The organism is Mycobacterium sp. 1465703.0 (assembly GCF_001672975.1).
Lineage (GTDB): Bacteria > Actinomycetota > Actinomycetes > Mycobacteriales > Mycobacteriaceae > Mycobacterium.
Genome location: NZ_LZKU01000252.1, coordinates 1 through 19,905, shown reverse-complemented (window position 1 = coordinate 19,905; position 19,905 = coordinate 1). Strand labels below are relative to the sequence as shown.

At 64.3% G+C, this 19,905-nt stretch carries 24 protein-coding genes, 1 tRNA gene and 1 pseudogene; 18 read left to right on the top strand and 8 right to left on the bottom strand.

The window, feature by feature from the left end; all coding sequences use genetic code 11:
* Positions 1-54 precede the first annotated feature (54 nt).
* The 5 genes from A5625_RS23740 to A5625_RS23720 all read left to right on the top strand — a co-directional run bounded on the left by A5625_RS23740 (position 55) and on the right by A5625_RS23720 (position 3,897).
* Positions 55-651: a TetR/AcrR family transcriptional regulator gene (locus A5625_RS23740; RefSeq protein WP_066999919.1), complete on the top strand. Its 597-nt coding sequence runs from the start codon at positions 55-57 to the stop codon at positions 649-651.
* A gap of 14 nt (positions 652-665) precedes the next feature.
* Complete coding sequence (locus A5625_RS23735; RefSeq protein ID WP_066999916.1) at positions 666-938, top strand: hypothetical protein; 273 nt, start codon at positions 666-668, stop codon at positions 936-938.
* Between the two features lie 58 nt (positions 939-996).
* Entirely contained in the window at positions 997-1,395 is a 399-nt protein-coding gene (locus A5625_RS23730; RefSeq protein ID WP_066999962.1) for a DUF4267 domain-containing protein, read from the top strand.
* Positions 1,396-1,465: 70 nt separating this feature from the next.
* Positions 1,466-3,037: an adenylate/guanylate cyclase domain-containing protein gene (locus A5625_RS23725; RefSeq protein ID WP_066999915.1), complete on the top strand. Its 1,572-nt coding sequence runs from the start codon at positions 1,466-1,468 to the stop codon at positions 3,035-3,037.
* Between the two features lie 32 nt (positions 3,038-3,069).
* Positions 3,070-3,897 (top strand): LLM class F420-dependent oxidoreductase, encoded by an 828-nt coding sequence (locus A5625_RS23720; RefSeq protein ID WP_066999912.1) that lies wholly within the window; start codon positions 3,070-3,072, stop codon positions 3,895-3,897.
* Between the two features lie 3 nt (positions 3,898-3,900).
* Here A5625_RS23720 and A5625_RS23715 read toward each other — a convergent pair.
* Positions 3,901-5,375 (bottom strand): annotated as a pseudogene (locus A5625_RS23715) (YdiU family protein).
* Positions 5,376-5,430: 55 nt separating this feature from the next.
* Positions 5,431-5,997 (bottom strand): hemerythrin domain-containing protein, encoded by a 567-nt coding sequence (locus A5625_RS23710; protein WP_066999910.1) that lies wholly within the window; start codon positions 5,995-5,997, stop codon positions 5,431-5,433.
* 343 nt (positions 5,998-6,340) lie between these two features.
* Between A5625_RS23710 and A5625_RS23705 the strand changes: the two genes are divergently transcribed.
* The 3 genes from A5625_RS23705 to A5625_RS23695 are packed head-to-tail and all read left to right on the top strand — an operon-like array spanning position 6,341 to position 8,338.
* Positions 6,341-7,273 (top strand): CoA ester lyase, encoded by a 933-nt coding sequence (locus A5625_RS23705; RefSeq protein ID WP_197516209.1) that lies wholly within the window; start codon positions 6,341-6,343, stop codon positions 7,271-7,273.
* Positions 7,274-7,312: 39 nt separating this feature from the next.
* Positions 7,313-7,669 carry a DUF488 domain-containing protein gene (locus A5625_RS23700; protein ID WP_066999907.1) on the top strand — a complete coding sequence of 119 codons (357 nt, stop codon included), beginning with the start codon at positions 7,313-7,315 and terminating at the stop codon, positions 7,667-7,669.
* Positions 7,670-7,711: 42 nt separating this feature from the next.
* Positions 7,712-8,338 (top strand): GNAT family N-acetyltransferase, encoded by a 627-nt coding sequence (locus tag A5625_RS23695; RefSeq protein WP_066999904.1) that lies wholly within the window; start codon positions 7,712-7,714, stop codon positions 8,336-8,338.
* Between the two features lie 13 nt (positions 8,339-8,351).
* Here the strand turns inward: A5625_RS23695 and crcB (A5625_RS23690) are convergent, their stop codons facing one another.
* Both crcB (A5625_RS23690) and crcB (A5625_RS23685) read right to left on the bottom strand, forming a co-directional pair.
* A complete protein-coding gene (gene crcB / locus A5625_RS23690; RefSeq protein ID WP_156748499.1) occupies positions 8,352-8,735 on the bottom strand; it encodes a fluoride efflux transporter CrcB in 384 nt (127 codons plus the stop codon).
* A complete protein-coding gene (gene crcB, locus A5625_RS23685; RefSeq protein ID WP_066999901.1) occupies positions 8,732-9,130 on the bottom strand; it encodes a fluoride efflux transporter CrcB in 399 nt (132 codons plus the stop codon). Before crcB (A5625_RS23685) ends, crcB (A5625_RS23690) begins: the two co-directional genes overlap by 4 nt.
* Before the next feature lie 101 nt (positions 9,131-9,231).
* On the opposite strand from crcB (A5625_RS23685), the gene pgm reads away from it, so the two are divergent.
* From pgm to A5625_RS23665, 4 genes are all read left to right on the top strand, one after another.
* Entirely contained in the window at positions 9,232-10,875 is a 1,644-nt protein-coding gene (gene pgm / locus A5625_RS23680; RefSeq protein WP_066999898.1) for a phosphoglucomutase (alpha-D-glucose-1,6-bisphosphate-dependent), read from the top strand.
* A complete protein-coding gene (locus A5625_RS23675; RefSeq protein WP_304441900.1) occupies positions 10,872-12,149 on the top strand; it encodes an MFS transporter in 1,278 nt (425 codons plus the stop codon). The genes pgm and A5625_RS23675 overlap by 4 nt, the downstream gene beginning before the upstream one ends.
* Before the next feature lie 43 nt (positions 12,150-12,192).
* Positions 12,193-12,265 (top strand) — tRNA-Ala (locus A5625_RS23670).
* Positions 12,266-12,354: 89 nt separating this feature from the next.
* Positions 12,355-13,449, top strand: coding sequence for a site-specific integrase (locus tag A5625_RS23665; protein WP_066999953.1), 1,095 nt, complete (start codon positions 12,355-12,357; stop codon positions 13,447-13,449).
* Between the two features lie 59 nt (positions 13,450-13,508).
* On the opposite strand, the gene A5625_RS23660 is transcribed toward A5625_RS23665, so the two are convergent.
* Together A5625_RS23660 and A5625_RS23655 are read right to left on the bottom strand one after the other, a co-directional pair.
* Positions 13,509-13,733, bottom strand: a complete 225-nt coding sequence (locus A5625_RS23660; RefSeq protein ID WP_232003804.1) for a DUF3263 domain-containing protein — start codon at positions 13,731-13,733, stop codon at positions 13,509-13,511.
* 17 nt (positions 13,734-13,750) lie between these two features.
* Positions 13,751-14,194 carry a hypothetical protein gene (locus tag A5625_RS23655; RefSeq protein ID WP_066999889.1) on the bottom strand — a complete coding sequence of 148 codons (444 nt, stop codon included), beginning with the start codon at positions 14,192-14,194 and terminating at the stop codon, positions 13,751-13,753.
* Between the two features lie 125 nt (positions 14,195-14,319).
* Between A5625_RS23655 and A5625_RS23650 the strand changes: the two genes are divergently transcribed.
* Positions 14,320-15,066: a DUF5131 family protein gene (locus tag A5625_RS23650; protein WP_066999950.1), complete on the top strand. Its 747-nt coding sequence runs from the start codon at positions 14,320-14,322 to the stop codon at positions 15,064-15,066.
* Here the strand turns inward: A5625_RS23650 and A5625_RS23645 are convergent.
* On the bottom strand, positions 15,061-16,170 hold the full coding sequence (locus tag A5625_RS23645; protein WP_066999886.1) for a three-Cys-motif partner protein TcmP: 1,110 nt from the start codon (positions 16,168-16,170) through the stop codon (positions 15,061-15,063). The two genes, A5625_RS23650 and A5625_RS23645, sit on opposite strands and share 6 nt — an antisense overlap.
* Entirely contained in the window at positions 16,170-17,225 is a 1,056-nt protein-coding gene (locus A5625_RS23640; RefSeq protein ID WP_232003803.1) for a hypothetical protein, read from the bottom strand. The genes A5625_RS23645 and A5625_RS23640 overlap by 1 nt, the downstream gene beginning before the upstream one ends.
* 489 nt (positions 17,226-17,714) lie before the next feature.
* Here A5625_RS23640 and A5625_RS23635 point away from each other — a divergent pair, with 489 nt between their 5' ends.
* The 5 genes from A5625_RS23635 to A5625_RS23615 form a co-directional block, all read left to right on the top strand.
* Complete coding sequence (locus tag A5625_RS23635; RefSeq protein ID WP_066999880.1) at positions 17,715-18,029, top strand: helix-turn-helix domain-containing protein; 315 nt, start codon at positions 17,715-17,717, stop codon at positions 18,027-18,029.
* Positions 18,026-18,850, top strand: a complete 825-nt coding sequence (locus A5625_RS23630; protein WP_066999877.1) for a phage antirepressor KilAC domain-containing protein — start codon at positions 18,026-18,028, stop codon at positions 18,848-18,850. The genes A5625_RS23635 and A5625_RS23630 overlap by 4 nt, the downstream gene beginning before the upstream one ends.
* Positions 18,847-19,134 (top strand): hypothetical protein, encoded by a 288-nt coding sequence (locus tag A5625_RS23625; protein ID WP_066999875.1) that lies wholly within the window; start codon positions 18,847-18,849, stop codon positions 19,132-19,134. Before A5625_RS23630 ends, A5625_RS23625 begins: the two co-directional genes overlap by 4 nt.
* 52 nt (positions 19,135-19,186) lie before the next feature.
* Positions 19,187-19,465 (top strand): hypothetical protein, encoded by a 279-nt coding sequence (locus tag A5625_RS23620; protein WP_066999873.1) that lies wholly within the window; start codon positions 19,187-19,189, stop codon positions 19,463-19,465.
* Positions 19,466-19,534: 69 nt separating this feature from the next.
* Positions 19,535-19,905 (top strand): DUF732 domain-containing protein (locus A5625_RS23615; RefSeq protein ID WP_156748495.1); only part of this gene is annotated, 371 nt, incomplete at its 3' end.

The following is a 19,905-nucleotide window of genomic DNA, read 5'->3' as shown; positions in this document are numbered from 1 at the left end:
AGTTTTGGCTACGGGTGTGACAAGACCTGGGGTACCTCGACTTAGGCTGTAGGGATGTCGAGTCCCACCCGGTGGGCCGGTATACCGCTCAAGGACCGCCGCGCCGAGCGGCGCGCGCTGCTGGTCGAGGCCGCCTATCGGCTGTTCGGCAGTGGGGGTGAGGCGGCGGTCTCGGTGCGTTCGGTATGTCGGGAATGCGGGCTGAACACGCGATACTTCTACGAAAGCTTCGGCGACACCGACGATCTGCTTGGTGCGGTCTACGACCGGGTGAGTGAGCAGCTTGCCGAAGTGGTCGAGGCCGCCATCGAGCAGGCGGGGGATTCGCTGCGGGCCCGGACGCGGGCCGGCATCGCGGCGGTGCTCGGCTTCTCGTCGGCCGATCCGCGCCGCGGCCGGATGTTGTTCACGGATGCCCGCACCAACCCGGTACTGGCGGCGCGGCGTCGCGCGACGGAGGACATGCTGCGCGAGGGCGTGCTGACCGAGGGCTGGCGCCTCAACCCCGATTCCGATCCGGTGGCCGCAGAGGTGGCCGCGGCCCTGTACACGGGTGCCATGGCCGAGCTTGCGCAGCAGTGGCTGGCCGGGCATTTGGGCAGTGATCTCGATGCCGTGGTCGACTACGCTCTGAAGCTGGTGCTGCGGTAGCTGGGAGTGCGGTTATGGGCGGAATCGAAAGTGCGATGAACCCGGTCCGACGCATCCTGGGGCACAAGGTCAGCGTCGGCGCGCTGATCGAACTGGCGGTGTGGCTGGCCCTCCCATATCTCTGTATTGGCTTCGTGTGGACGGTTTTTCACCCCGAGCAGACCCAGCGGATTCAGGCGCGTATCGAAAGTGTGTGGCCGACCGGCGCTGACGTCACCGCCTTCGGGCTGACCACGGCGCTGTGGCCGGCGTCGCTGCAGATCGCCGACGCCTGCCCGGCGCCGTGATCGACTTTCGCTTTGAATGCGTGCACGATCGGGCGGTTTCCTCTTAGGCTCACAGACCATGTCAATTGACCGGTTCGGCCTACTTGCGGGCACCATCCGACTTGCCTCTGGTGTTTCATTCCTCGTCGATCCTTTACGCGCAAACAAGTTGTGGGGCGACCCGGATGAGCCGACGCCCACCGCGCAATTGCTGTTGCGGTCGATGGGCTATCGCGACGCGCTGATCGGTGCCCTGCTCGCCGCCGCGGCGCTGCGCGGGAAAAACACCCGAGGCTGGTTCCTGGCCTCCGCCGGTGCCGACGTTGCCGACCTGGTTGGCGGGATGAGCGTGCACGGCGAGCTGAAGCCCTCGCAGCAGATGATCGGCCTGGGCGGCGCCGCCGTCGGTGTCGCCACCGGACTGTGGGGGGCGGTACGTCCGGCCCGTCGGCCGGTGGCGGCAGAACCAACGCCGTGAGCCGAGTTGCCTAAGCGAATCGGTCAGTTTTTGCTGCCCTAGAACGCGATGCAATCGGTACGCTCAGTTCGTGCCGGAGACGGCGTACGCAAACTGCGGTGATCTCAGCCTCGCCTACCAGGTGTTCGGCGGCGGGCCGATCGACCTTGTCTTCGCTGGCTCGTTCGCCAGCCACGTCGAGCTGTACTGGACGATGCCGGAGTTCCAGGCCTTCATGGAGCGGCTCGCGACGTTTTGTCGGATCATCCTCTTCGACAAGGCGGGCGTCGGGTTGTCGGATCCGGTTCCACGGGTCCGCACTCTGGATGATCGGGCTGGCGAGATCGAGGCGGTCATGGACGCCGCGGGCTTCCAAAGGGCCGCCTTGCTAGGGGTGAGCGAAGGCGGCCCGGCGGCCATCTTGTTCGCCGCGACGCGTCCGGAGAGGACGAGGGCTCTGATCCTCACCGGCACGGCGGCATACCTTCCCAGCGAGGGTTGGGACGACCTCGATGTCGATCCGGCCAAGCTGCGGGCACGCTCCATACTCGAGATCGGCGAGGAGTACACGCCGTCTAAAGAACAGATCATCGGCTTTCAGAAGTTCGGCCGGGCTGTCCTGTCGGCGTGGGGAAGTGGCGAGGCCCTCAAATGTCTGCTGCCCTCGGTCCGGTCTTCGCGGCAGCTGGGAATGTTGGAACGGATGTGCGCGAGCCCGGGAATGGCACGGGCCACACTCGAAGCGGCGTTCCAGATCGATGTGCGGCCGATCTTGCCGACGCTGACCATGCCCACCCTGGTGGTGCATGCCACCCGAGACCCCGGCGTCCCCGTGCAGGCGGGCCGGTACCTCGCCGACCACATTCCCAACGCGAAGATGGTTGAGCTCGACGGCACGGACCATGCGCCATGGTTCACCGATCCGGACAAGATCGCCACCGAGATCGAAGAGCTTCTCACCGGTAGTCACGCCACGCCGCCACCGTCGAATCGCGCTTTGCGCACCGTGCTGTTCACCGACATCGTCGCCTCGACCGAACGTGCGGCGGCGACTGGCGACGAGCGATGGCGGGCAATCCTGCAGCGCTTTGGCGAGATCACCGCGGAGGCCACGGCTCGGTACGGCGGCACCGTGGTCAAGAGCACCGGCGATGGCTACCTCATCACGTTCGACGGCCCCACCCAAGGCATCGGGTGCGCTGAGAACCTGCGCGACGGTGTCGAGAAACTGGGCGTCGAGATTCGCATTGGAATCCATACCGGCGAGTGCGAACTGATGGATACCGACATCGGCGGAATCGCGGTGCACATCGCGGCTCGGATCCTCGGTCACGCCGGTGCCGGTGAAATCCTGGTGTCGCGCACGGTTCGTGACTTGGTGGTCGGCTCCGGAATCGGTTTCCGGGAGCGGGGTGTCGTCGAGTTGCGCGGTGTTCCCGGCAAGTGGGAGTTGGTCGCCGTTGACCGTCATAGCGTGAGCATGGCGTCGCGTGAAGCGCGGTTGGCTGCGGCACCCACGCCCGGTCCCCGAACGTCGATGCGTCGATCGGACCGGGCGGTGGCGTTGCTGGCGCGGCACACCCCGTGGATCCTGCGCGGAATGGCGCGGTTGGCCCCGGTCACCGACGGCGGACAACTGGCCGCCGAAACAACTACGCGCTGACAGGCCGGCGGTGATGCGGTTGACTGAGCGTCATGGGTTTCGGAGTGCTGACATTTGTTACCGACGATGGCATTGGTCCGGTGGACCTGGGCAAGGCGCTCGAGCAGCGCGGCTTTGAATCGTTATTCCTGGCTGAGCATTCACACATTCCGGTCGACGCGAAAACCCCGTACCCAAGCGGCGGCCCGATTCCGCCGAAGTACTACCGCACGTTGGACCCGTTCGTCGCGTTGACGGCGGCCGCCGCGGTGACCGAGAACTTGGTTTTGGGTACCGGCATCGCGCTGGTGCCGCAGCGCGATCCGATCCACACGGCCAAAGAGGTGGCGTCGCTGGATCTGGTGTCGCAGGGTCGGTTCCGCTTCGGCGTGGGGGTGGGCTGGCTGCGCGAGGAGATCGCCAATCACGGTGTCGATCCCTCGGTGCGAGGTCGTGTGGTCGATGACCGGCTGAACGCGATGATCGAGATTTGGACGAACGAAAAAGCAGAATTCCATGGAGAATTCGTGAACTTCGACCCGATCTACAGCTGGCCTAAGCCGGTGCAGAAGCCCTACCCGCCGCTGTATCTGGGCGGCGGACCGGCAGGCTTCAAGCGCATCGCCCGGCTGAACGCGGGCTGGCTTTCGATGACGGGATCGGCGAAAGATTTGTCGCCTCTGCTTGGCCAATTGCGTGACGTGGCCGGCCAGAACCTACCGGTGATCCACTTCCACGGCGGCAAACCGATAGCGAGCGAGCTCGAGGGTTATGCGGAGTTGGGTGTGGAACACCTATTGCTGGATCTGCCCACCGAACCACGTGACCAGACTCTTCGCCGTCTCGACGACCTGCACGCCGAGTTTGTGAAACTGGCTTAAAAGCTAAGTGCCGCAGAAGGTTTGGTATTTGCCGAAATCCTCGGGGGCGGGGCTGGCATAGCGCTCGAGGCCGGGCCGCTGCGCGTAGGGCGCGGTCACCGCGCCGAGCAGCTGCTCGAGCGGGCCGAGGTCGCCGGCCGTCGCCGCCGCCAAGGCCTCCTCGACCAGATGGTTGCGCGGAATGTAGATCGGGTTGGTGCGGTCCATCGTGTCGGCATCGGGACCCAGGGCGCGCCAACGCGTTAACCACGCGTCGAAGCCGGCGAGATCCAGGAACAACCCGCGGGCGGGTTCAGCGTCGGACTTGTTGTCTCCCCGTGCCGCGTAGCCGAGCTGCCGGAAGAACGAGGTGTAATCGACATGATTCTGCTTGAGTAGCAGCAGAAGGTCGTTGACCAACCCCGCGGCGACTTCGGTGTCGACGTCGGCGGCCAAGCCGAGTTTGGTGCGCATCCCGGTGCTCCATACCGCGTCGTAGCGGGTTTGGAATATCCCGAACGACTGCTCGGCGAGCGCGATGGCCTCGTCCGTGTTCTCCGAGAGCAACGGAAGAAGCGTCTCGGCGAACCGGGCGAGATTCCATCCGGCGATCACCGGTTGGTTTCCGTAGGCATAGCGTCCCCAGAAGTCGATCGAACTGTAGACGGTGTCCGGGTCGTAGGCCTCCATGAATGCGCACGGTCCGTATCGATCGTTTCGCCCGAGATCGTCGTGTTGTCGGTGTTCATCACGCCATGGACGAAGCCGATCAGCATCCACTGGGCGATCAGCGAGGCCTGGACGGCGACCACCGCTTCGAATAAGGCGAGGTAGGGATTCTTCGCCTTGGCGGCATCGGGGTGGTGGCGGGCGATCGCATGGTCGGCGAGGCGGCGCAGCAGGTCGACGTTGCCGGTCGACGCTGCGAATTGGAAGCTGCCCACCCGTAGATGGCTGCTGGCGACCCGGGTGAGCACGGCACCAGGCAGTGTCTCTTCGCGAAAGACCGGGCGTCCGGTGCCCACCACGGCCAACGACCGCGTCGTCGGCACGCCCAGGGCGTGCATCGCCTCGCTGACGATGTACTCGCGCAGCATCGGCCCGACCGCGGCCAGGCCGTCACCGCCGCGGGCGAACGGTGTGGCACCGGAACCCTTGAGGTGCACGTCTCGCAGCCGTCCATCGGCATCGACCAGTTCGCCGAGCAGCAGCGCCCGCCCATCGCCCAACTGCGGAACGAAGCCGCCGAACTGATGCCCGGCGTAGGCCTGCGCCACCGGAGTGGCGCCGCTGGGCACCATGTTGCCCACCAGGAAGCGCAGCCCTTCGGGGCCGCGCAGCCAGTCGGCGTCGAGGCCCAGCGAGGCGGCAAGCGGCTCATTGAGTGCCAGCAGCTGCAGCTCGGGAAACGTCTCGGCCTGCCAACGCACCGCCATCTCCGGCAACTCGCGGAAGAACCGGTCTTGGAGGGCAACGGTGGTATCCGGGGCAACGCTCATCTGATCGAGCCTACGGAAACCCGCGTGGCGTCCACTGTGCTCGCCGGGTGAGCCGCTAGGGCAAGGCCCGTCCGATCAGGTCGCGCGCACGGTCGAGCATTGACGCGAACGGGCCCAGCGCGAAGTTCAGCTTGGCCGATTCCACGCCAGGGTGCGGGTGCGTCGGTGCGATGGCCTCGGCGGCGCGTACTGCCGCGCCCATCCGCTTCAGATCGTCGGTGTCCAGGTTGCGCTGCAGCACCGGGAACTCCTCGTTCTCCTCAAGCTGGGCATGGTCGAGCACAGCTTCGCGCAGCTTGGTGAGTTCGTTGATGAACTGTTGCGAGGTGATATCGAGCTGCTCGATCTTGGACAGCAGCTCCTTTGCTTCGTGCTCTTCTTTCAGCCGGGCGTCGACAATCGCGTCGCCGTCCTCGTGTTCCTTCCGCGCGCGCGGATGCACCACCATTTCTTCGGCCGTCTCGTGGACCGCCAGCAATTGGCGCAGCGCCGCGAACGGCTCTTCACGCGCTTTCGGATCTGTGGCGTGCAGCACTTGATCGAACATGTCCTCGATGAGGTTGTGCTGTGCTTTGAGGAACGCGACGACTTCGTCGGGTGACTGGATAATCATCTCGGCCATCGCAGGTACCTCCTGTGCTGGGCTGAGTGGGAAACGCACGCTGGGCTGTGTGCGGCTGTTGCGAGAAGTACCCGGCAAGCAAACGGCTAAACGCCGGACCACCGCGGGCCCTCGGCCCTTACCCGGAGATTTACGCCGATGCTCATTTCTTCAGCAAGCTGTATTGCGCTGCGGCACGGTCCTTTTCGGTAATGGCATAGGTCGGGCTGGTGGTCGTCGCACCGCCGGTGCGCGGTGGCCGATGCCCAGTGCCTTTGTTTTCGCGGCTCATATGGGACCACGGGTTCTGGATAATCGCTACCGTTATCAACAGCAAGCCGGAACCGACACACAGAGACGACAGATCAGCGAAATGTACGAACAGGTCAACAGCACCGCCGCCGCCGAGCCCGAAGACATCGGCTCTCGCATCGACCCGGTACTCGCCCGAAGTTGGCTGCTGGTCAACGGTGCGCATGCCGATCGGTTCCAGTCCGCGGTGAATTCGCGTGCTGACATCGTCGTTTTCGACATCGAGGATGCGGTGGCACCCAAAGACAAGCACGCCGCCCGCGACAACGTGGTGGGCTGGCTGGGTGCCGGCAACGTCGACTGGGTCCGCATCAACGGCTTCGGCACTCCCTGGTGGGCGGACGACCTGGCCGCCCTGGCCACGACGCCGGTCGGCGGGGTGATGCTCGCGATGGTCGAATCGGTCGACCACGTCACCGAGACCGCGAAACGACTGCCCGATGTGCCGATCGTCGCCCTGGTGGAAACGGCGCGCGGCCTGGAGCGCATCACCGAGATCGCCGCGACCAAGGGCACCTTCCGGCTGGCGTTCGGCATCGGCGACTTCCGCCGCGATACCGGCTTCGGGGAGGACCCGGCCACCCTGGCGTATACGCGGTCACGCTTCACCATCGCCTCCAAGGCCGCCGATCTGCCCAGTGCGATCGACGGTCCGACCATCGGCTCGAATCCGCTGAAATTGATCGAGGCCACCGCTGTCTCCACGCAGTTCGGGATGACCGGCAAGATCTGCCTGACCCCCGACCAATGTGCCGTCGTCAATGAGGGACTCTCACCGTCTCAGGACGAAATCTCTTGGGCGAAAGAATTTTTCGTCGACTTCGAGCGCGATGGGGGAGAGATCCGCAACGGATCCGATCTGCCTCGCATAGCCCGGGCCACCAAGATCCTCGAGTTGGCGCGCGCCTACGGCATCGAGGCGTTGGATATCGACGAGGAAGAGCGCGATCACTCGCCGGCACCGTCGGATACCTACCACTACTGAACCGGTCGACGCGACGAGGTCCGCGGTTACCCTGGACCTGTGAGCGCCAAGAGCCGGATCCGGGTGGCGAGGGTTTATGACGAGGTCAGCCCGGACGACGGGCAGCGGGTGCTGGTCGATCGGATCTGGCCGCGAGGAGTGCGCAAAGACGATCCGCGGGTGGGTATCTGGTGCAAGGACGTCGCGCCGTCAAAGGACCTCCGCGATTGGTATCAGCACGATGCGGACCGGTTCGACGAATTCGCATCACGCTATAAGAGCGAACTGCGCCACAGCAGCGCCCTGGACGAGCTGCGCGAGCTCGCCAAGCGCGGTTCCGTCACGCTGGTGACCGCGACCCGTGATCCGGACATCAGCCAGGCGGCCGTCCTGGCTAAGCTTCTGAAGCCCCGCTGAACCGGGTTCGAACCAGCAGCGTCGTAGGCTCGTCCCGTTGATATGACCAACTCCGACCGCATCCTCCCGCGGGAACTGACCGACCTTCCCGAGGTGATCCGCAGCGTCCCGCCGCCGCCCATTCCGGAGTTGCCCGAGCCGTACGGTATGCGCCTTGCAGACCCGGACGCCGACGCCGAGATGATTTCGGAGTGGATGAACCGGCCGCACTTGGCCGAGGCTTGGGAGTCCGACTGGCCGGTGGCGCGGTGGCATCGATACCTGCGGGCGCAACTGGAGGGCGACTTTTCTCGGCCGTTTGTCGCGACGCTGGACGGCGTCGACCGCGGATACATTGAGTTATACAGAGCGGCAAAGGATTCCATCGCTCGGCGGTATGAACACGACCCGCACGATCTGGGTTTGCACGTCGCGGTCGCCGATCTGGACTACATCGAGCGCGGACACGTCAGTCACCTGCTGCCGTATCTGGTGATCAGCATCTTCACCCTCGATCCGCAATGTCGCCGAATCATGTTCGACCCCGATCATCGCAACGTGTTGGCGCGCAAGTTCTGTGAGCGAGGCGGCTGCGTGTTCCTCGGTGAGCACGACATGTCGAATCGGCGGATGGCGCTATACGTGCTGCCTCGCACTCCCGACGACATCCCGCGGCAGCGCGGCATCTGACGGCAGGCGCGTATCAAAGCTGGTGTGCGATCAGCTGTCCGATGAAGGCGGCGGCTTCACCGAGCATGACGCTGACGACGATGTTGGCCAGTGCGGCGCTCAGTCGGCGCTCCTCGCCGAGCCGCTGCGTTTCCAACATCCAGGTGGAAAACGTGGTGTAGGCGCCGACGAAGGCGGTCCCCGCCAACAGGGCCGCCTCCTTGTTCAGTGCCAGACCGGCGAGGAAGCCCAAAACCGCTGCGCCGCTGATGTTCACGACAAGGGTGCCGAATGGAAATGGCCGGGACACCCGGCGCGCCACCGCACGGTCGACGACGAACCGCAGCACCGAGCCGACGCCGCCGATGAGCACGACGCCCACCCAGACCGCAGCCGTCGTCACCGTGGCGGCGGTCACCGGCGCACCCGTACCCGCCGCACCAACTTGGTGGCAAGGTGTACGGCCAGCAATCCCAGCACGATGCTGGTGACGGTGTAGCCGACGGCCAGCCCCCAATGGCCGTGTTCGATCATCTTCAGCGTCTCGACCTGCATCGTCGAGAAAGTGGTTAAACCGCCGCACAATCCGGTGCCGAGCAGGGGCCGCCGATAGCTGGACGTCGGTAACCGCTCCAGCAGCCGGGTGGTGAAGTAGCCCACCAGAAAAGCCCCGACGATGTTGACCGTGAACGTCGGCCACGGCCAGCTCGCCGGGTCGCCGCCGGCGAGGGTGCTCAGTCCGGCGCGGGCCAGGGAGCCCAGCGCCCCACCGGCGAAAACCGCGGCCAATTCGCGATAGTCCCGTTGCGCCACCTGGGTTGATCCCTCCGTTTGCCGATGCGCTACGCAGCGTATGGCCGGAGTCCAGACCGGCGCAGCCCGGGGGGACTCGGACACGGGCAGAATTGGTAACCATGGTGGCCAACCCTCGCGCCGGTCAGCCGGCCCAGCCCGAAGACCTCGTCGATCTGCCTCACCTGGTGACGGCGTATTACTCGACTCAGCCCGACCCCGGCGACGTCGCTCAGCAGGTGGCGTTCGGCACGTCGGGTCATCGCGGGTCGGCGCTGGATGGAGCGTTCAACGAGGCTCACATCCTGGCGATCACCCAGGCCATCGTCGAGTACCGCGCCGCCCACGGCACCACGGGTCCGTTGTTCATCGGCCGGGACACCCACGGCCTGTCCGAGCCGGCCTGGGTGTCGGCGCTGGAAGTGCTGGCCGCCAACGATGTCGTCGCCATGATCGACTCCCGCGACCGGTACACGCCGACACCCGCGGTCAGCCACGCCATCCTGACCTACAACCGCGGCCGCACCGAGGCGTTGGCCGACGGGATCGTGGTGACACCGTCGCACAACCCGCCATCGGATGGCGGCTTCAAATACAACCCACCCAACGGCGGGCCGGCCGACACCGATGCGACCAACGCAATTGCCAAGCGCGCCAACGAAATCCTGCGCGACGGTTCGGGAGTCAAGCGCATGCCGCTGGCCCGCGCGCTCCAGGCGGCGCAGCGCCACGATTACCTGGGCAACTACGTCGACGACCTGCCCAACGTTGTCGACATCGATGCCATCCGCGCGGCCGGGGTGCGCATCGGGGCCGACCCGCTGGGCGGGGCGAGCGTGGACTATTGGGGCGAGATCGCCGAGCGGCATCGCCTGGATCTGACCGTGGTCAATCCGCTGGTCGATGCGACATGGCGGTTCATGACGCTCGACCACGACGGCAAGATCCGGATGGATTGCAGCTCGCCGTGCGCGATGGCGGGGCTCATCCGGAACGTGTCCGCCAACCCCGACCGCTACCAGATCGCCACCGGCAACGACGCCGACTCCGACCGGCACGGCATCGTCACGCCCGACGGGGGTCTGCTCAACCCGAATCACTACCTGGCGGTGGCCATCGAATATCTCTACACGCAGCGGCCGTCATGGCCGGGCGGCATCGCCGTGGGTAAGACCGCGGTCAGTTCGTCCATGATCGACCGGGTGGTCGCCGGCATCGGCCGCAAGTTGATCGAGGTGCCGGTCGGATTCAAATGGTTCGTCGACGGCCTGATCGGCGGCACCATCGGCTTTGGTGGAGAGGAATCTGCCGGGGCTTCTTTCCTACGGCGCGACGGGTCGGTGTGGACCACCGACAAGGACGGCATCATCCTGGCGCTGCTGGCCTCGGAGATACTCGCCGTCACCGGGTCGAGTCCGTCTCAGCGCTATCAGCGGTTGACCGCCGAGTACGGCACGCCGTTCTATGCGCGGGTCGACGCGCCCGCTGATCGCGACCAAAAGGCCCTTCTGTCGAAACTCTCGGCCGACCAGGTGACCGCGACGGAATTGGCGGGGGAGCCCATTACCGCCAAGCTGACCGCGGCGCCCGGGAATGGTGCACCGCTGGGCGGATTAAAGGTCACCACGGCCAACGCGTGGTTCGCCGCGCGGCCGTCGGGCACCGAAGACATCTACAAAATCTACGCGGAGTCTTTCAGCGGACCCGAGCATTTAGCGGAGGTGCAACAAAGCGCGCGCGAGGTGGTTTCTAAAGTCATTGGGTGACGCTTTCCCTCCGCCTTGCCCGCACGGGAGGGCGCTCGTTGCGTTCGACCCGTCTGCCGCACGAAGTTTGGATCCTTAGCTGGGCAAATATCATGGTCGCATTGGGCTACGGTGTCATTTCGCCCGCGCTGCCGTCTTTTGCCCGAAGTTTCGGGGTCAGCATCAAGGCGGTGACTTTTTTGGTCACCGTTTTCTCGTTGAGCCGACTGTGTTTCGCGCCGATCAGCGGCCAACTGGTGCAGCGGCTGGGGGAGCGACGCATCTATATCGGCGGCATGCTGATCGTTGCGGTGGCGACCGCGGCATGCGCCTTTTCCCAGGCTTACTGGCAATTACTGGTCTACCGCGTCATCAGCGGAATCGGCTCGACGATGTTCTATGTGTCGGCGTTGGGATTGATGATCCATATCAGCCCGCCCGACGCGCGCGGACGCGTCGCGGGCTTATTCACCACGTCATTCATGGTCGGTGCGGTCGGTGGTCCGGCGGTCGGTGCAGTGGCCGCGGGCTGGGGGCTGACCGCTCCGTTCATCGTGTACGGCGTCGCACTGCTGGGCGTGGTGGTGGTGCTGTTCTACAGCCTGCGGAATTCGACCCTGGCCGCTCCCGGGCCGCCGACACGATCGACGGTGACGATGCGCGAGGCGCTGCGGGTCCGCGCCTATTGGTCATCGCTGGGGGCGAATTTCGCGACCGGCTGGTCGGCGTTCGGCCTTCGTGTCGCCCTGGTTCCGTTGTTCATCACCGACATCATGGGCCGCGGTGTCGGCATTATTGGTATTGCGCTGGCGGCGTTCGCCGGAGGCAATGCCATGGCCATGATCCCCAGCGGTTACCTGTCCGATCGGATGGGACGGCGCACGTTGATGATCGTCGGTCTGACATTGTCCGGTGTGGCAACCGTCTTCCTGGGCGCCGCATCGTCGTTGATGACTTTTCTGGTCGCTGCGGTGGTCGTCGGTGCGGTGACGGGCATCTATATGTCACCGATGCAGGCTGCGGTCGCCGACATCCTCGGCAGCGAGGCGCGCGCGGGCAGTCCAGTCGCAGCGGTGCAGATGATGTCTGATTTGGGCGCCATCGTCGGTTCGATGACGCTTGGGTGGGTCGCCGAGCGGCTGAACTACGGCTGGGGCTTCACCATCAGCGGGATCGTCTTGCTGGTGGCTGCCGTCGGGTGGCTCGCGGCGCCCGAAACGCGGCCGGTGCCCGTCGCCGAGCCTGATCCGATGCCGTCTCCGCACACGTCTAACCTGCCTGAGCAGCAACTTTGAACCGCGGTTGCCGTTGGTGTAACTTCGATGGGCACGACATCTTGGGGCTATGGCGCAGCTGGTAGCGCACCACACTGGCAGTGTGGGGGTCAGGGGTTCGAGTCCCCTTAGCTCCACCGAAAGTAGCAGGTAGAACGGCATAAATCTAGCATTCGACAGCCTTTCACCATATTTTTCACCACAACAGCGCGGTAAAGTGTCCGCCGTGGCGTCCATCCGCACCAATCAACGCAAAGACGGCACCACCGCGTACCGCGTCTTCTTCCGATACGGCGACGGCCGGCAGTCCTGCTACACCTTCCAGACCGAGCAGTTGGCGCAGACGTTCAAGACCGCCGTCAACCAGCTCGGCGCCGAGAAGGCAATCGCGCTTCACCGCCTCGACCGCCAGCCCCGCGCCGCCCACAGCGTCACAGTGACGGAATGGGTCCAAGAGCACATAGACCACCTGACCGGAGCGCAAGCCGACACCGTTGCTACGTACCGCGCATACCTCAAAAATGACATCGCCCCGACCCTCGGATCGGTGCCGCTTGACCAGTTGACCGACCGCGACGTCGCGCGCTGGATTCAAGGCATGACCGGATCGCCGAAAACCATCGCCAACAAACAACGGTTCCTGTCGTCGGCACTGACCGCCGCAGTCAAGGCCGACAAGATCGCCGCCAACCCGGCCGCCGGCGCGCGCATCCCTCGCGGGGAGAAACGCGAAATGGTGTTCCTGTCGCGTGACGAGTTCGCGATCTTGTTGAACGCCATCACCGAGCCGTGGCGTCCGCTCGTCGAATTCCTTGTGGCGTCGGGCTGCCGTTGGGGAGAAGCGACCTCACTGCGGCCCAGCGACGTCAACCGTGAAGACGGTACCGTGCGCATCGCGCGGGCATGGAAATACAGCAGCGACACCGGCTACACGCTCGGCGCGACCAAAACGCGCAAGTCGCTGCGCACCATCAACGTGCCGAAAACTGTCCTCGATCGGCTCGACTACTCGCATGAATGGTTGTTCGTCAACCGCGTCGGCGCCCCTGTCCGCATCCACGGGTTCGCGCCGCGAGTCTGGCGGCCCGCCATCAAGCGCGCAGAACCGAAAATTCACAAGACCCCCCGGGTGCACGATCTGCGCCACACGTGTGCGAGCTGGCTCATTCAGGCCGGCATCCCGCTCCCGGTAATTCAGCAGCACCTAGGCCACGAGTCCATCGAGACCACAGTTGGCACCTACGGCCACCTTGACCGCCGCAGTGCCCAGGCGGCCGCCGACGTCATGGGCAAGTTGCTCGACCCAACAAGCCAGGGGTGAATTGCGGGCGCCGCAACGTCACGCCATGATCGAATTCTCTCCCAGACAGCCCGTCACCGTCAGGTGGCGGGCTGTTCTGATTCAACCGATGGCCGACTGCGACTCACCGCGCGGATGCGGCGCAGCCGGTTCACCGTCACCGCGTCATAGGCCAGCGCCGCCGGGAGCGGCAACAGCCGGTTCAACACCTGGTAGTAGCGCACCGGGGACATCGCAAATTGCGCCATGATCGCCGCTTCTTTCCTGCCCGTCATGGCCCACCACAGTCGTTCGAAGTCGAGCATGGCGCGCTGCTCGTCGGTCAGGGAATCCACAGCCACTCACCGTCCAAAGCGTTCTCAAGCTCGGCCACTTCGAGTGGATCAAGGGTGTTCATGCGGGTTTGTAGCGTGGGTTCGTCAACCCACAGGTGGTCGGCGAGCTCGCCCGGGTCCCGGGTCCACCGCAGACCATCGACAAGCGCCGGGATAGTGACGAGCCGGCGCGCCGCGATCTCGTCGACTACCCGTTCCTCGCGCACTGCGGCCAAACCGACGAACGGGGTGACTCCACGCTCACGATGCACCAGCTCGTGTGTCAGCGTGCAGCGCCGCTCCGCCTGGGTGAGCGTGTGATTCAGCCAAATGCGGCTGCCGCGTTGCATACCCATGAGCTGATCCGGCAGTCGGGACCGGCACGACACCTCGACCTCGTGATGTTCGGTTCGAAGGGTCCGCCAGGGATGCCAGCGATGTTCGAAAACCATGGCATGGGACGCTAGAACCCGGGTACGACACGAAAAGGTCGCTGACCTCGAATAACACGCTTGTGATTCGCGGGTCAGCTACACTAGCACGAAGCGTATCGAACATACTTTCGAATGGGGTGGGTGTGGCCGATAGATCAGCTATCGAGTGGACCGAAGCAACGTGGAACCCGGTAACCGGCTGCGACCGCTTGTCCGCCGGATGTGAGAACTGCTACGCGATGACCCTCGCCAAGCGCCTCAAAGCAATGGGATCGGCCAAGTACCAAAACGACGGCGACCCACGGACATCCGGTCCCGGCTTCGGCCTGACCATCCACCCCCAGGCGCTCGACGAGCCCCACCGGTGGCGGACACCGCGCGTGGTGTTCGTCAACTCTATGAGCGACCTCTTCCACGCGCGTGTCCCACTCGGCTTCATCCGCGACGTCTTCGACGTCTGCCGAGACACCCCGCAACACACCTACCAGGTGCTCACCAAACGCAGCCTGCGGCTGCGCCGCGCCGCCGACAAGCTCGACTGGCCGCCCAACCTCTGGATGGGTGTATCCGTCGAAAACGCTGAAGCGTTGCCGCGCGTCGACCACCTCCGCGACGTACCGGCCGCCGTTCGATTCCTCTCCTGCGAACCACTACTCGGGCCTCTCGACGGCCTCAAACTAGACGACATCCATTGGGTGATCGCCGGCGGTGAATCTGGCCCGAACCACCGGCGCGTCGATGCAGTATGGATTCGCGGGATTCGCGACGCCTGCAAAGACGCTGACGTTGCGTTCTTCTTTAAGCAATGGGGCGGCCGCACACCGAAAATTTCAGGGCGACAATTGGATGGGCAACTGTGGGACGAGATGCCCGTCGCTGTTGGTCTATAGAAAATCGAATGTGACAGCGGGACCAAACTGTCGTTTGCCTCTGGGGCGATGAACCGCGATCACCCCTGATGCCTCAAAGTCGTTGAGCACAGCGTTTGCATGCTTGTCCCGGAATGGGGTGTTCAGCTCGGTCCACTCGCGTACTTCCTCGGCGCCGACTCCGGTCCGATGCCGGAACTGTGCGCGGAGGACCGCCTTCAGCGGCGTCAGGTCAGGATCTGGCACGAACAAAATGTCGATGTCGGCCATGCGGTCCGAAAATCGGTAATTGCCAAGGGGGTCGGCAGCCCACATGGCCGCCTTCATCTTCTTGAGACCGAGGGGATGATTGGTGGCGTGCACGAGCGCATAGGAGACGTTGCCGGTGCTGTTGACCATGTAGAACCGCTGAAGGTGTTGCAGCCCCGTTTTGGTGGCTAGCGCCTGCATGTAGACCTCGACGAGTTGTTCGATGCGCGCAGTGCCTGCGACGACACCTTTCAGCACCTGGTCGACCTCCATCCCGTAGAGTGCTGCGATCGGCGCCTGTTGGCCATCCCGTTCGATGAACCGGTGCACAAACCCGACCATGAAGTTGATGAACAGTTCTATGCTTGGGCTGCGGGCGATTTCGGCTAGCAGTTCCATCGGAAAGGCCGTGTAGCCAAACGGATCGATAAACGCAAATGTAGGGGCAAGGTTCTTGTTCTGGACTTTCATCTGCTCTACCAGGCCGCTCATGTGTTCGTCGAATGACGCGTTTACGACTCCCCATTTCACATTCGGCGGGACCGTTCCCGTTTCTTCAAGCGCTTCGAGCTCGGCTTCCAACGCGGCGGCATTCTTCTCGTTCTTTTCGATGAACATGAAAAGGAACTCGCAGTTCGGACGCTGCGGAAGGATCGGATGATTCAGGAGCGTCCTCATCGCGATCTGCGGTGAGCCCTCACTACCGTCGTCATAGCGGCCTCGGCCGGCAAAACCATCAATGTAGAGCACGCGGCCCCTGTACTTCGACAAGATCGGAAACCACGCTGCCAGATACTTTTCGAGGATCAGGTGCTTCGCCCGCGTATGGGCTGCCATCGACCATTTTCTGGGATCATCGTCGGGGATCGCTGGCATCAACTTTCCCTGTCCGTCTGACCGGATTCGCTGGCTTGGTCTTGTGCGTCGCGGGCGGCTTGACCGGGACTGCGATAGCCCGGGGGAGCCGTGCGGGCGGCGGCCGCATGCTGGGGCTCGCCGGCCGCCCGGGTGCTCATCAGCGTGACGGTTCGGTTCACGTATTCCTCAAGCTCGGACAGCATCGCATCGGTTTGCGCATCAACCTGCGCGTCGGCTTGGAACTTCGCCAGCTTTGTACGCACCCGCTTCAGCAGCGCGGCTTCGCCCTGAAGCAGCGCGAGCTCGCCAGTTGGCGTGTTCATAATGGGCGCCAAATCGCGGTGAAGAACATCGAGCTCGGCGGACAAATCAAGAGATTTGTCGATAGGCGCCAGCGCCACAAACATTTCCCGAAGCTTCGCGCTCGCCTTCTCCATTTCCGGTGTGTGCCAAGCGAAATCGACGCGCGGCTTGAAAGTGTGCACTGACGCGGATGCCGGGACCTTGTTAGGTGTCAAGTCGGCATCATCGTTGGCCGACTTGCCCTCACGCTCGTAATATTCCGCCGTCTGTCGGTGCGCGTCGGCTTTCCAAACCTCATCAGCTTGGGCGGTTATCTCTTGGCGGCGTCGCGCTTCAGCGAGGTCGTATGTGGTTCCAAGCCGATAGATATGGCCTTCGGTACCGAATGGCGACGGCACCGCTTCGGTGTATGTCCAAAATTCTGATTTCCAAGGCTCCTCACCCTCCTCGAACTCGGCGCCCGGGTCCCAGGGTGGCGTCCACGGCCGCCCGGTCCCATTTGCGACGTCGGTAGCCATCTGTTGCACGTGTGGCAACTCTTCTTCAGCTTCTTTGAACGAGATTCCCCGAGCGCGGGCGTAGTGCAGCACGCGGGTGTTGAGTTGGTTGCGGGCGCGCTGCCAATTCTCGAAGGTCGTCTCGACCGGCAACCAATTGCCATCCTCGTCAACACCCAGATTCGGATCGGGCCGTCGCGGGTGGGCGGCCTCCCACTCCTCGATGAACTGCACGTCGTCGGGCGACCGCTCTTCGACGGGAGTTGCGCGCACCCGTAGCAGTCGCAAAGTGTCGGACTCGGGCGCGTTCAGTAGGCGATCGAGCTCGGTGGCGGCATCTTTGCGGCCGGCTCGCCGCAATTGTGATGGTGTTGCGCCGACCGCCCTAGCCATCCGGGCCAATGTGTCGGCCGGCGCGGTTGCTCGCACTCGGGTGTCGGCGGTCTGTTGGTAGCCCTTGGCAAGCTGACGCCAGCGACCTTCGCTTATTCCGGCGAGTTTGGCCACCTTGGAAACAGCGGACTCACTTTTGGGCAGTGACTTTCGAAGCCGCTCAATCAGGACCGCTTCGGGGGGCGCCTCTATGTCTTCCATGCTTCCAACCCTGCTACGCGTAGACCTACGAAGTCTAATCTTCGTAGCTTCGCCAAACTACGTAATGACACGCGTGTGATATTCGAACATTGCAGGTCATCGTAGGTACGGCACATCTACGGCGTACTACGCTTGATCTACGCGAAGCTACGGCGTAGCTTCGAACGCATGCCAATCCAGTCACGAAACCCGCACGGCGTCTGGCACGAGCTGCGCGTCCTACGGACGAAAGACGGCCGAAGCCTCACCGACCTGGCAGCGTCCTGCGACCCGCCGTTCTCGCTGTCTTACCTGTCCGACTTGGAACGCGGGCGACAGATGCCCAGTGCCGACGCGACGCGGCGACTGGCCGCCGCGCTGAACGTCCCGGTGTCCGTGCTTGAACGGAAGCGTCATGTCGACGCAGACGGAAACGAGATCGCGCTTCGTGACCTCATTCGTCAGATCGTCCGCGAGGAACTGGCGGCGGCGGGGGCGGCATGAGCACCGATCTGGCGCGGCTTGACCTGACCGCCAACGACGCCCGCGAGGACCGTGACCGCCTAGCCGGCCGCACCGACGTGCTCGACAAGGTGGGCGTGCTGCACACGCTGCCCGACGACATGCATGTCACCACCACTCAGGCGGCCGCCTTCTACGAGGTCGATATCGAGCTCGTCCGCTACCACATCAAGGCCAACCGGGACGAGCTCGACGACGACGGTTACCGGGTTATCAGCCGCACCGAATTTGAGCGGGAGTTCGGCTCCCTCTCAAATCTGGACCCGCGCGCTCGGTCGATTGGCTTAATGCCGCGTCGTGCGGTTCTAAGGCTCGGGATGCTGCTGCGCGGCTCGCCGGTGGCGCGGAAGGTCCGCGATCACCTGCTTGATGCGGAACGCTTCGGCAACTTCGTGATCCCTCGGACGCTGCCCGACGCGCTCCGCGCGTACGCCGCTGAAGTCGAAGCTCACGAGCTGACGAAGGCACGCAACGCTGAGCTGGAACCAAAGGCTGCTCTCGCCGACGACTACCTCACCGCGCAGGGCGGTGCTCGACTAGTGCGCCAGGTCGCCAAGACATTCGGCCTAACCGAATCCGAGCTACGCCGGTTCTTGGTCGACGACGGCTTGATTTACGTGCGCCATGCGCCATGCGGCGACATTCAATACGACCACTACGCGCAGTTCGCCCACCATTTCTTACCCCGAGAAACGATCGTCCAACACCAGTGGGGTTCGTGCTCCCACTACACCCTCATGGTGTTGCCGCGCGGCGTCGAACTGATCGCAAAACGCTTGCGCGCCAAGGGGATGCTGTCATGAGGACCTTCTCCCTGGCCGAGGTCGCTGAGCAGGTGCTGCCGGCCGAATGGACCGACGGCGAACGCTGGCTCGCGCGCCGGCTGAATCGCGGCCAGATTTCCGGTTATCGCGTTGGCCGTATCTGGCGCATGACCGAGGCGCAGGTCGAAGACCTCATCGAGCGATTCACCAACAACGTCGGCGCACGAGCGACCGTCAGGGCAGAGCAGGTCGTCGCGCCAGCATCCAGCCTCGCCGATGGGCTTTCGCCACGTTCACGGCGTCGGCTTAGCCGCGTGTCCTGACGACGCGCGTCGTGCACAACACCCCCAACAACACGACAAGGAAAACGCTGCAATGCCCAAACTCCCGTTTGACATCGCCGACGGCGACAAGCCTCGCGTCATCAAGAACCGCGGGCTCGGGCCCGATGAGCGCGACGCGGTTTGGCAGGACCGCGAAGGCGACCGGTGGCGCTACGACTTCAAGGCCGGCACCTGGCAGTACAAGGCCAATCAGCCCGACGTGGCGAGCACGTGGCTAACCACGCGCTTCGAGCTCGGCGAGTTCACCAGCGCCAGTTTCGCGCCGTACCGCGAAGTCGGCCCAAACCCGCAGGCGCCCAACGCCGACTAAACGAAGCGCGCCGCCCGGCGACGACGGCCGGGCGGCGCAAGCCCACCCCCAACAGGAAAGGAATTCCAAGTGAGCAACCACCACACTACCAAGCGCAGGGCGTCGGCCGCGCGCGTCACGCGATTGCACTGGTCGGTACACATCTTCGCGGCGTTCAGCATCGTCGGCGGCGCACTGTATTTCAGCGACCCGGCCAACGCGACGCCGTTCGACGACGCATCAATCACCTACACCGAATCGCACGGCCGCGAAGTGTGCGCCGCGCTCGACAACAGCCCGACCGAGACCCGAATTCTGTCGGTCATGAACCACGTTCAGGCCGCCGGCTACACACTGCAACAGGCCGCGAACGTGCTTGTGTTGTCGGTCGATTCGTACTGCCCGCAGCACAAGGGCTTGGTCGACCAGTTCGGCCACGGCACCGCGCCGGCCGCCGCCAA

Bases quoted from the DNA above. Each gene is read 5' to 3' on its own strand.
- A5625_RS23740 (WP_066999919.1), top strand. From the start codon at position 55: ATGTCGAGTCCCACCCGGTGGGCCGGTATACCGCTCAAGGACCGCCGC.
- A5625_RS23735 (WP_066999916.1), top strand. From the start codon at position 666: ATGGGCGGAATCGAAAGTGCGATGAACCCGGTCCGACGCATCCTGGGG.
- A5625_RS23730 (WP_066999962.1), top strand. From the start codon at position 997: ATGTCAATTGACCGGTTCGGCCTACTTGCGGGCACCATCCGACTTGCC.
- A5625_RS23720 (WP_066999912.1), top strand. From the start codon at position 3,070: ATGGGTTTCGGAGTGCTGACATTTGTTACCGACGATGGCATTGGTCCG.
- A5625_RS23710 (WP_066999910.1), bottom strand. From the start codon at position 5,997: ATGGCCGAGATGATTATCCAGTCACCCGACGAAGTCGTCGCGTTCCTC.
- A5625_RS23695 (WP_066999904.1), top strand. From the start codon at position 7,712: ATGACCAACTCCGACCGCATCCTCCCGCGGGAACTGACCGACCTTCCC.
- pgm (WP_066999898.1), top strand. From the start codon at position 9,232: ATGGTGGCCAACCCTCGCGCCGGTCAGCCGGCCCAGCCCGAAGACCTC.
- A5625_RS23660 (WP_232003804.1), bottom strand. From the start codon at position 13,733: ATGCTCGACTTCGAACGACTGTGGTGGGCCATGACGGGCAGGAAAGAA.
- A5625_RS23655 (WP_066999889.1), bottom strand. From the start codon at position 14,194: ATGGTTTTCGAACATCGCTGGCATCCCTGGCGGACCCTTCGAACCGAA.
- A5625_RS23645 (WP_066999886.1), bottom strand. From the start codon at position 16,170: ATGCCAGCGATCCCCGACGATGATCCCAGAAAATGGTCGATGGCAGCC.
- A5625_RS23635 (WP_066999880.1), top strand. From the start codon at position 17,715: ATGCCAATCCAGTCACGAAACCCGCACGGCGTCTGGCACGAGCTGCGC.
- A5625_RS23630 (WP_066999877.1), top strand. From the start codon at position 18,026: ATGAGCACCGATCTGGCGCGGCTTGACCTGACCGCCAACGACGCCCGC.
- A5625_RS23625 (WP_066999875.1), top strand. From the start codon at position 18,847: ATGAGGACCTTCTCCCTGGCCGAGGTCGCTGAGCAGGTGCTGCCGGCC.
- A5625_RS23620 (WP_066999873.1), top strand. From the start codon at position 19,187: ATGCCCAAACTCCCGTTTGACATCGCCGACGGCGACAAGCCTCGCGTC.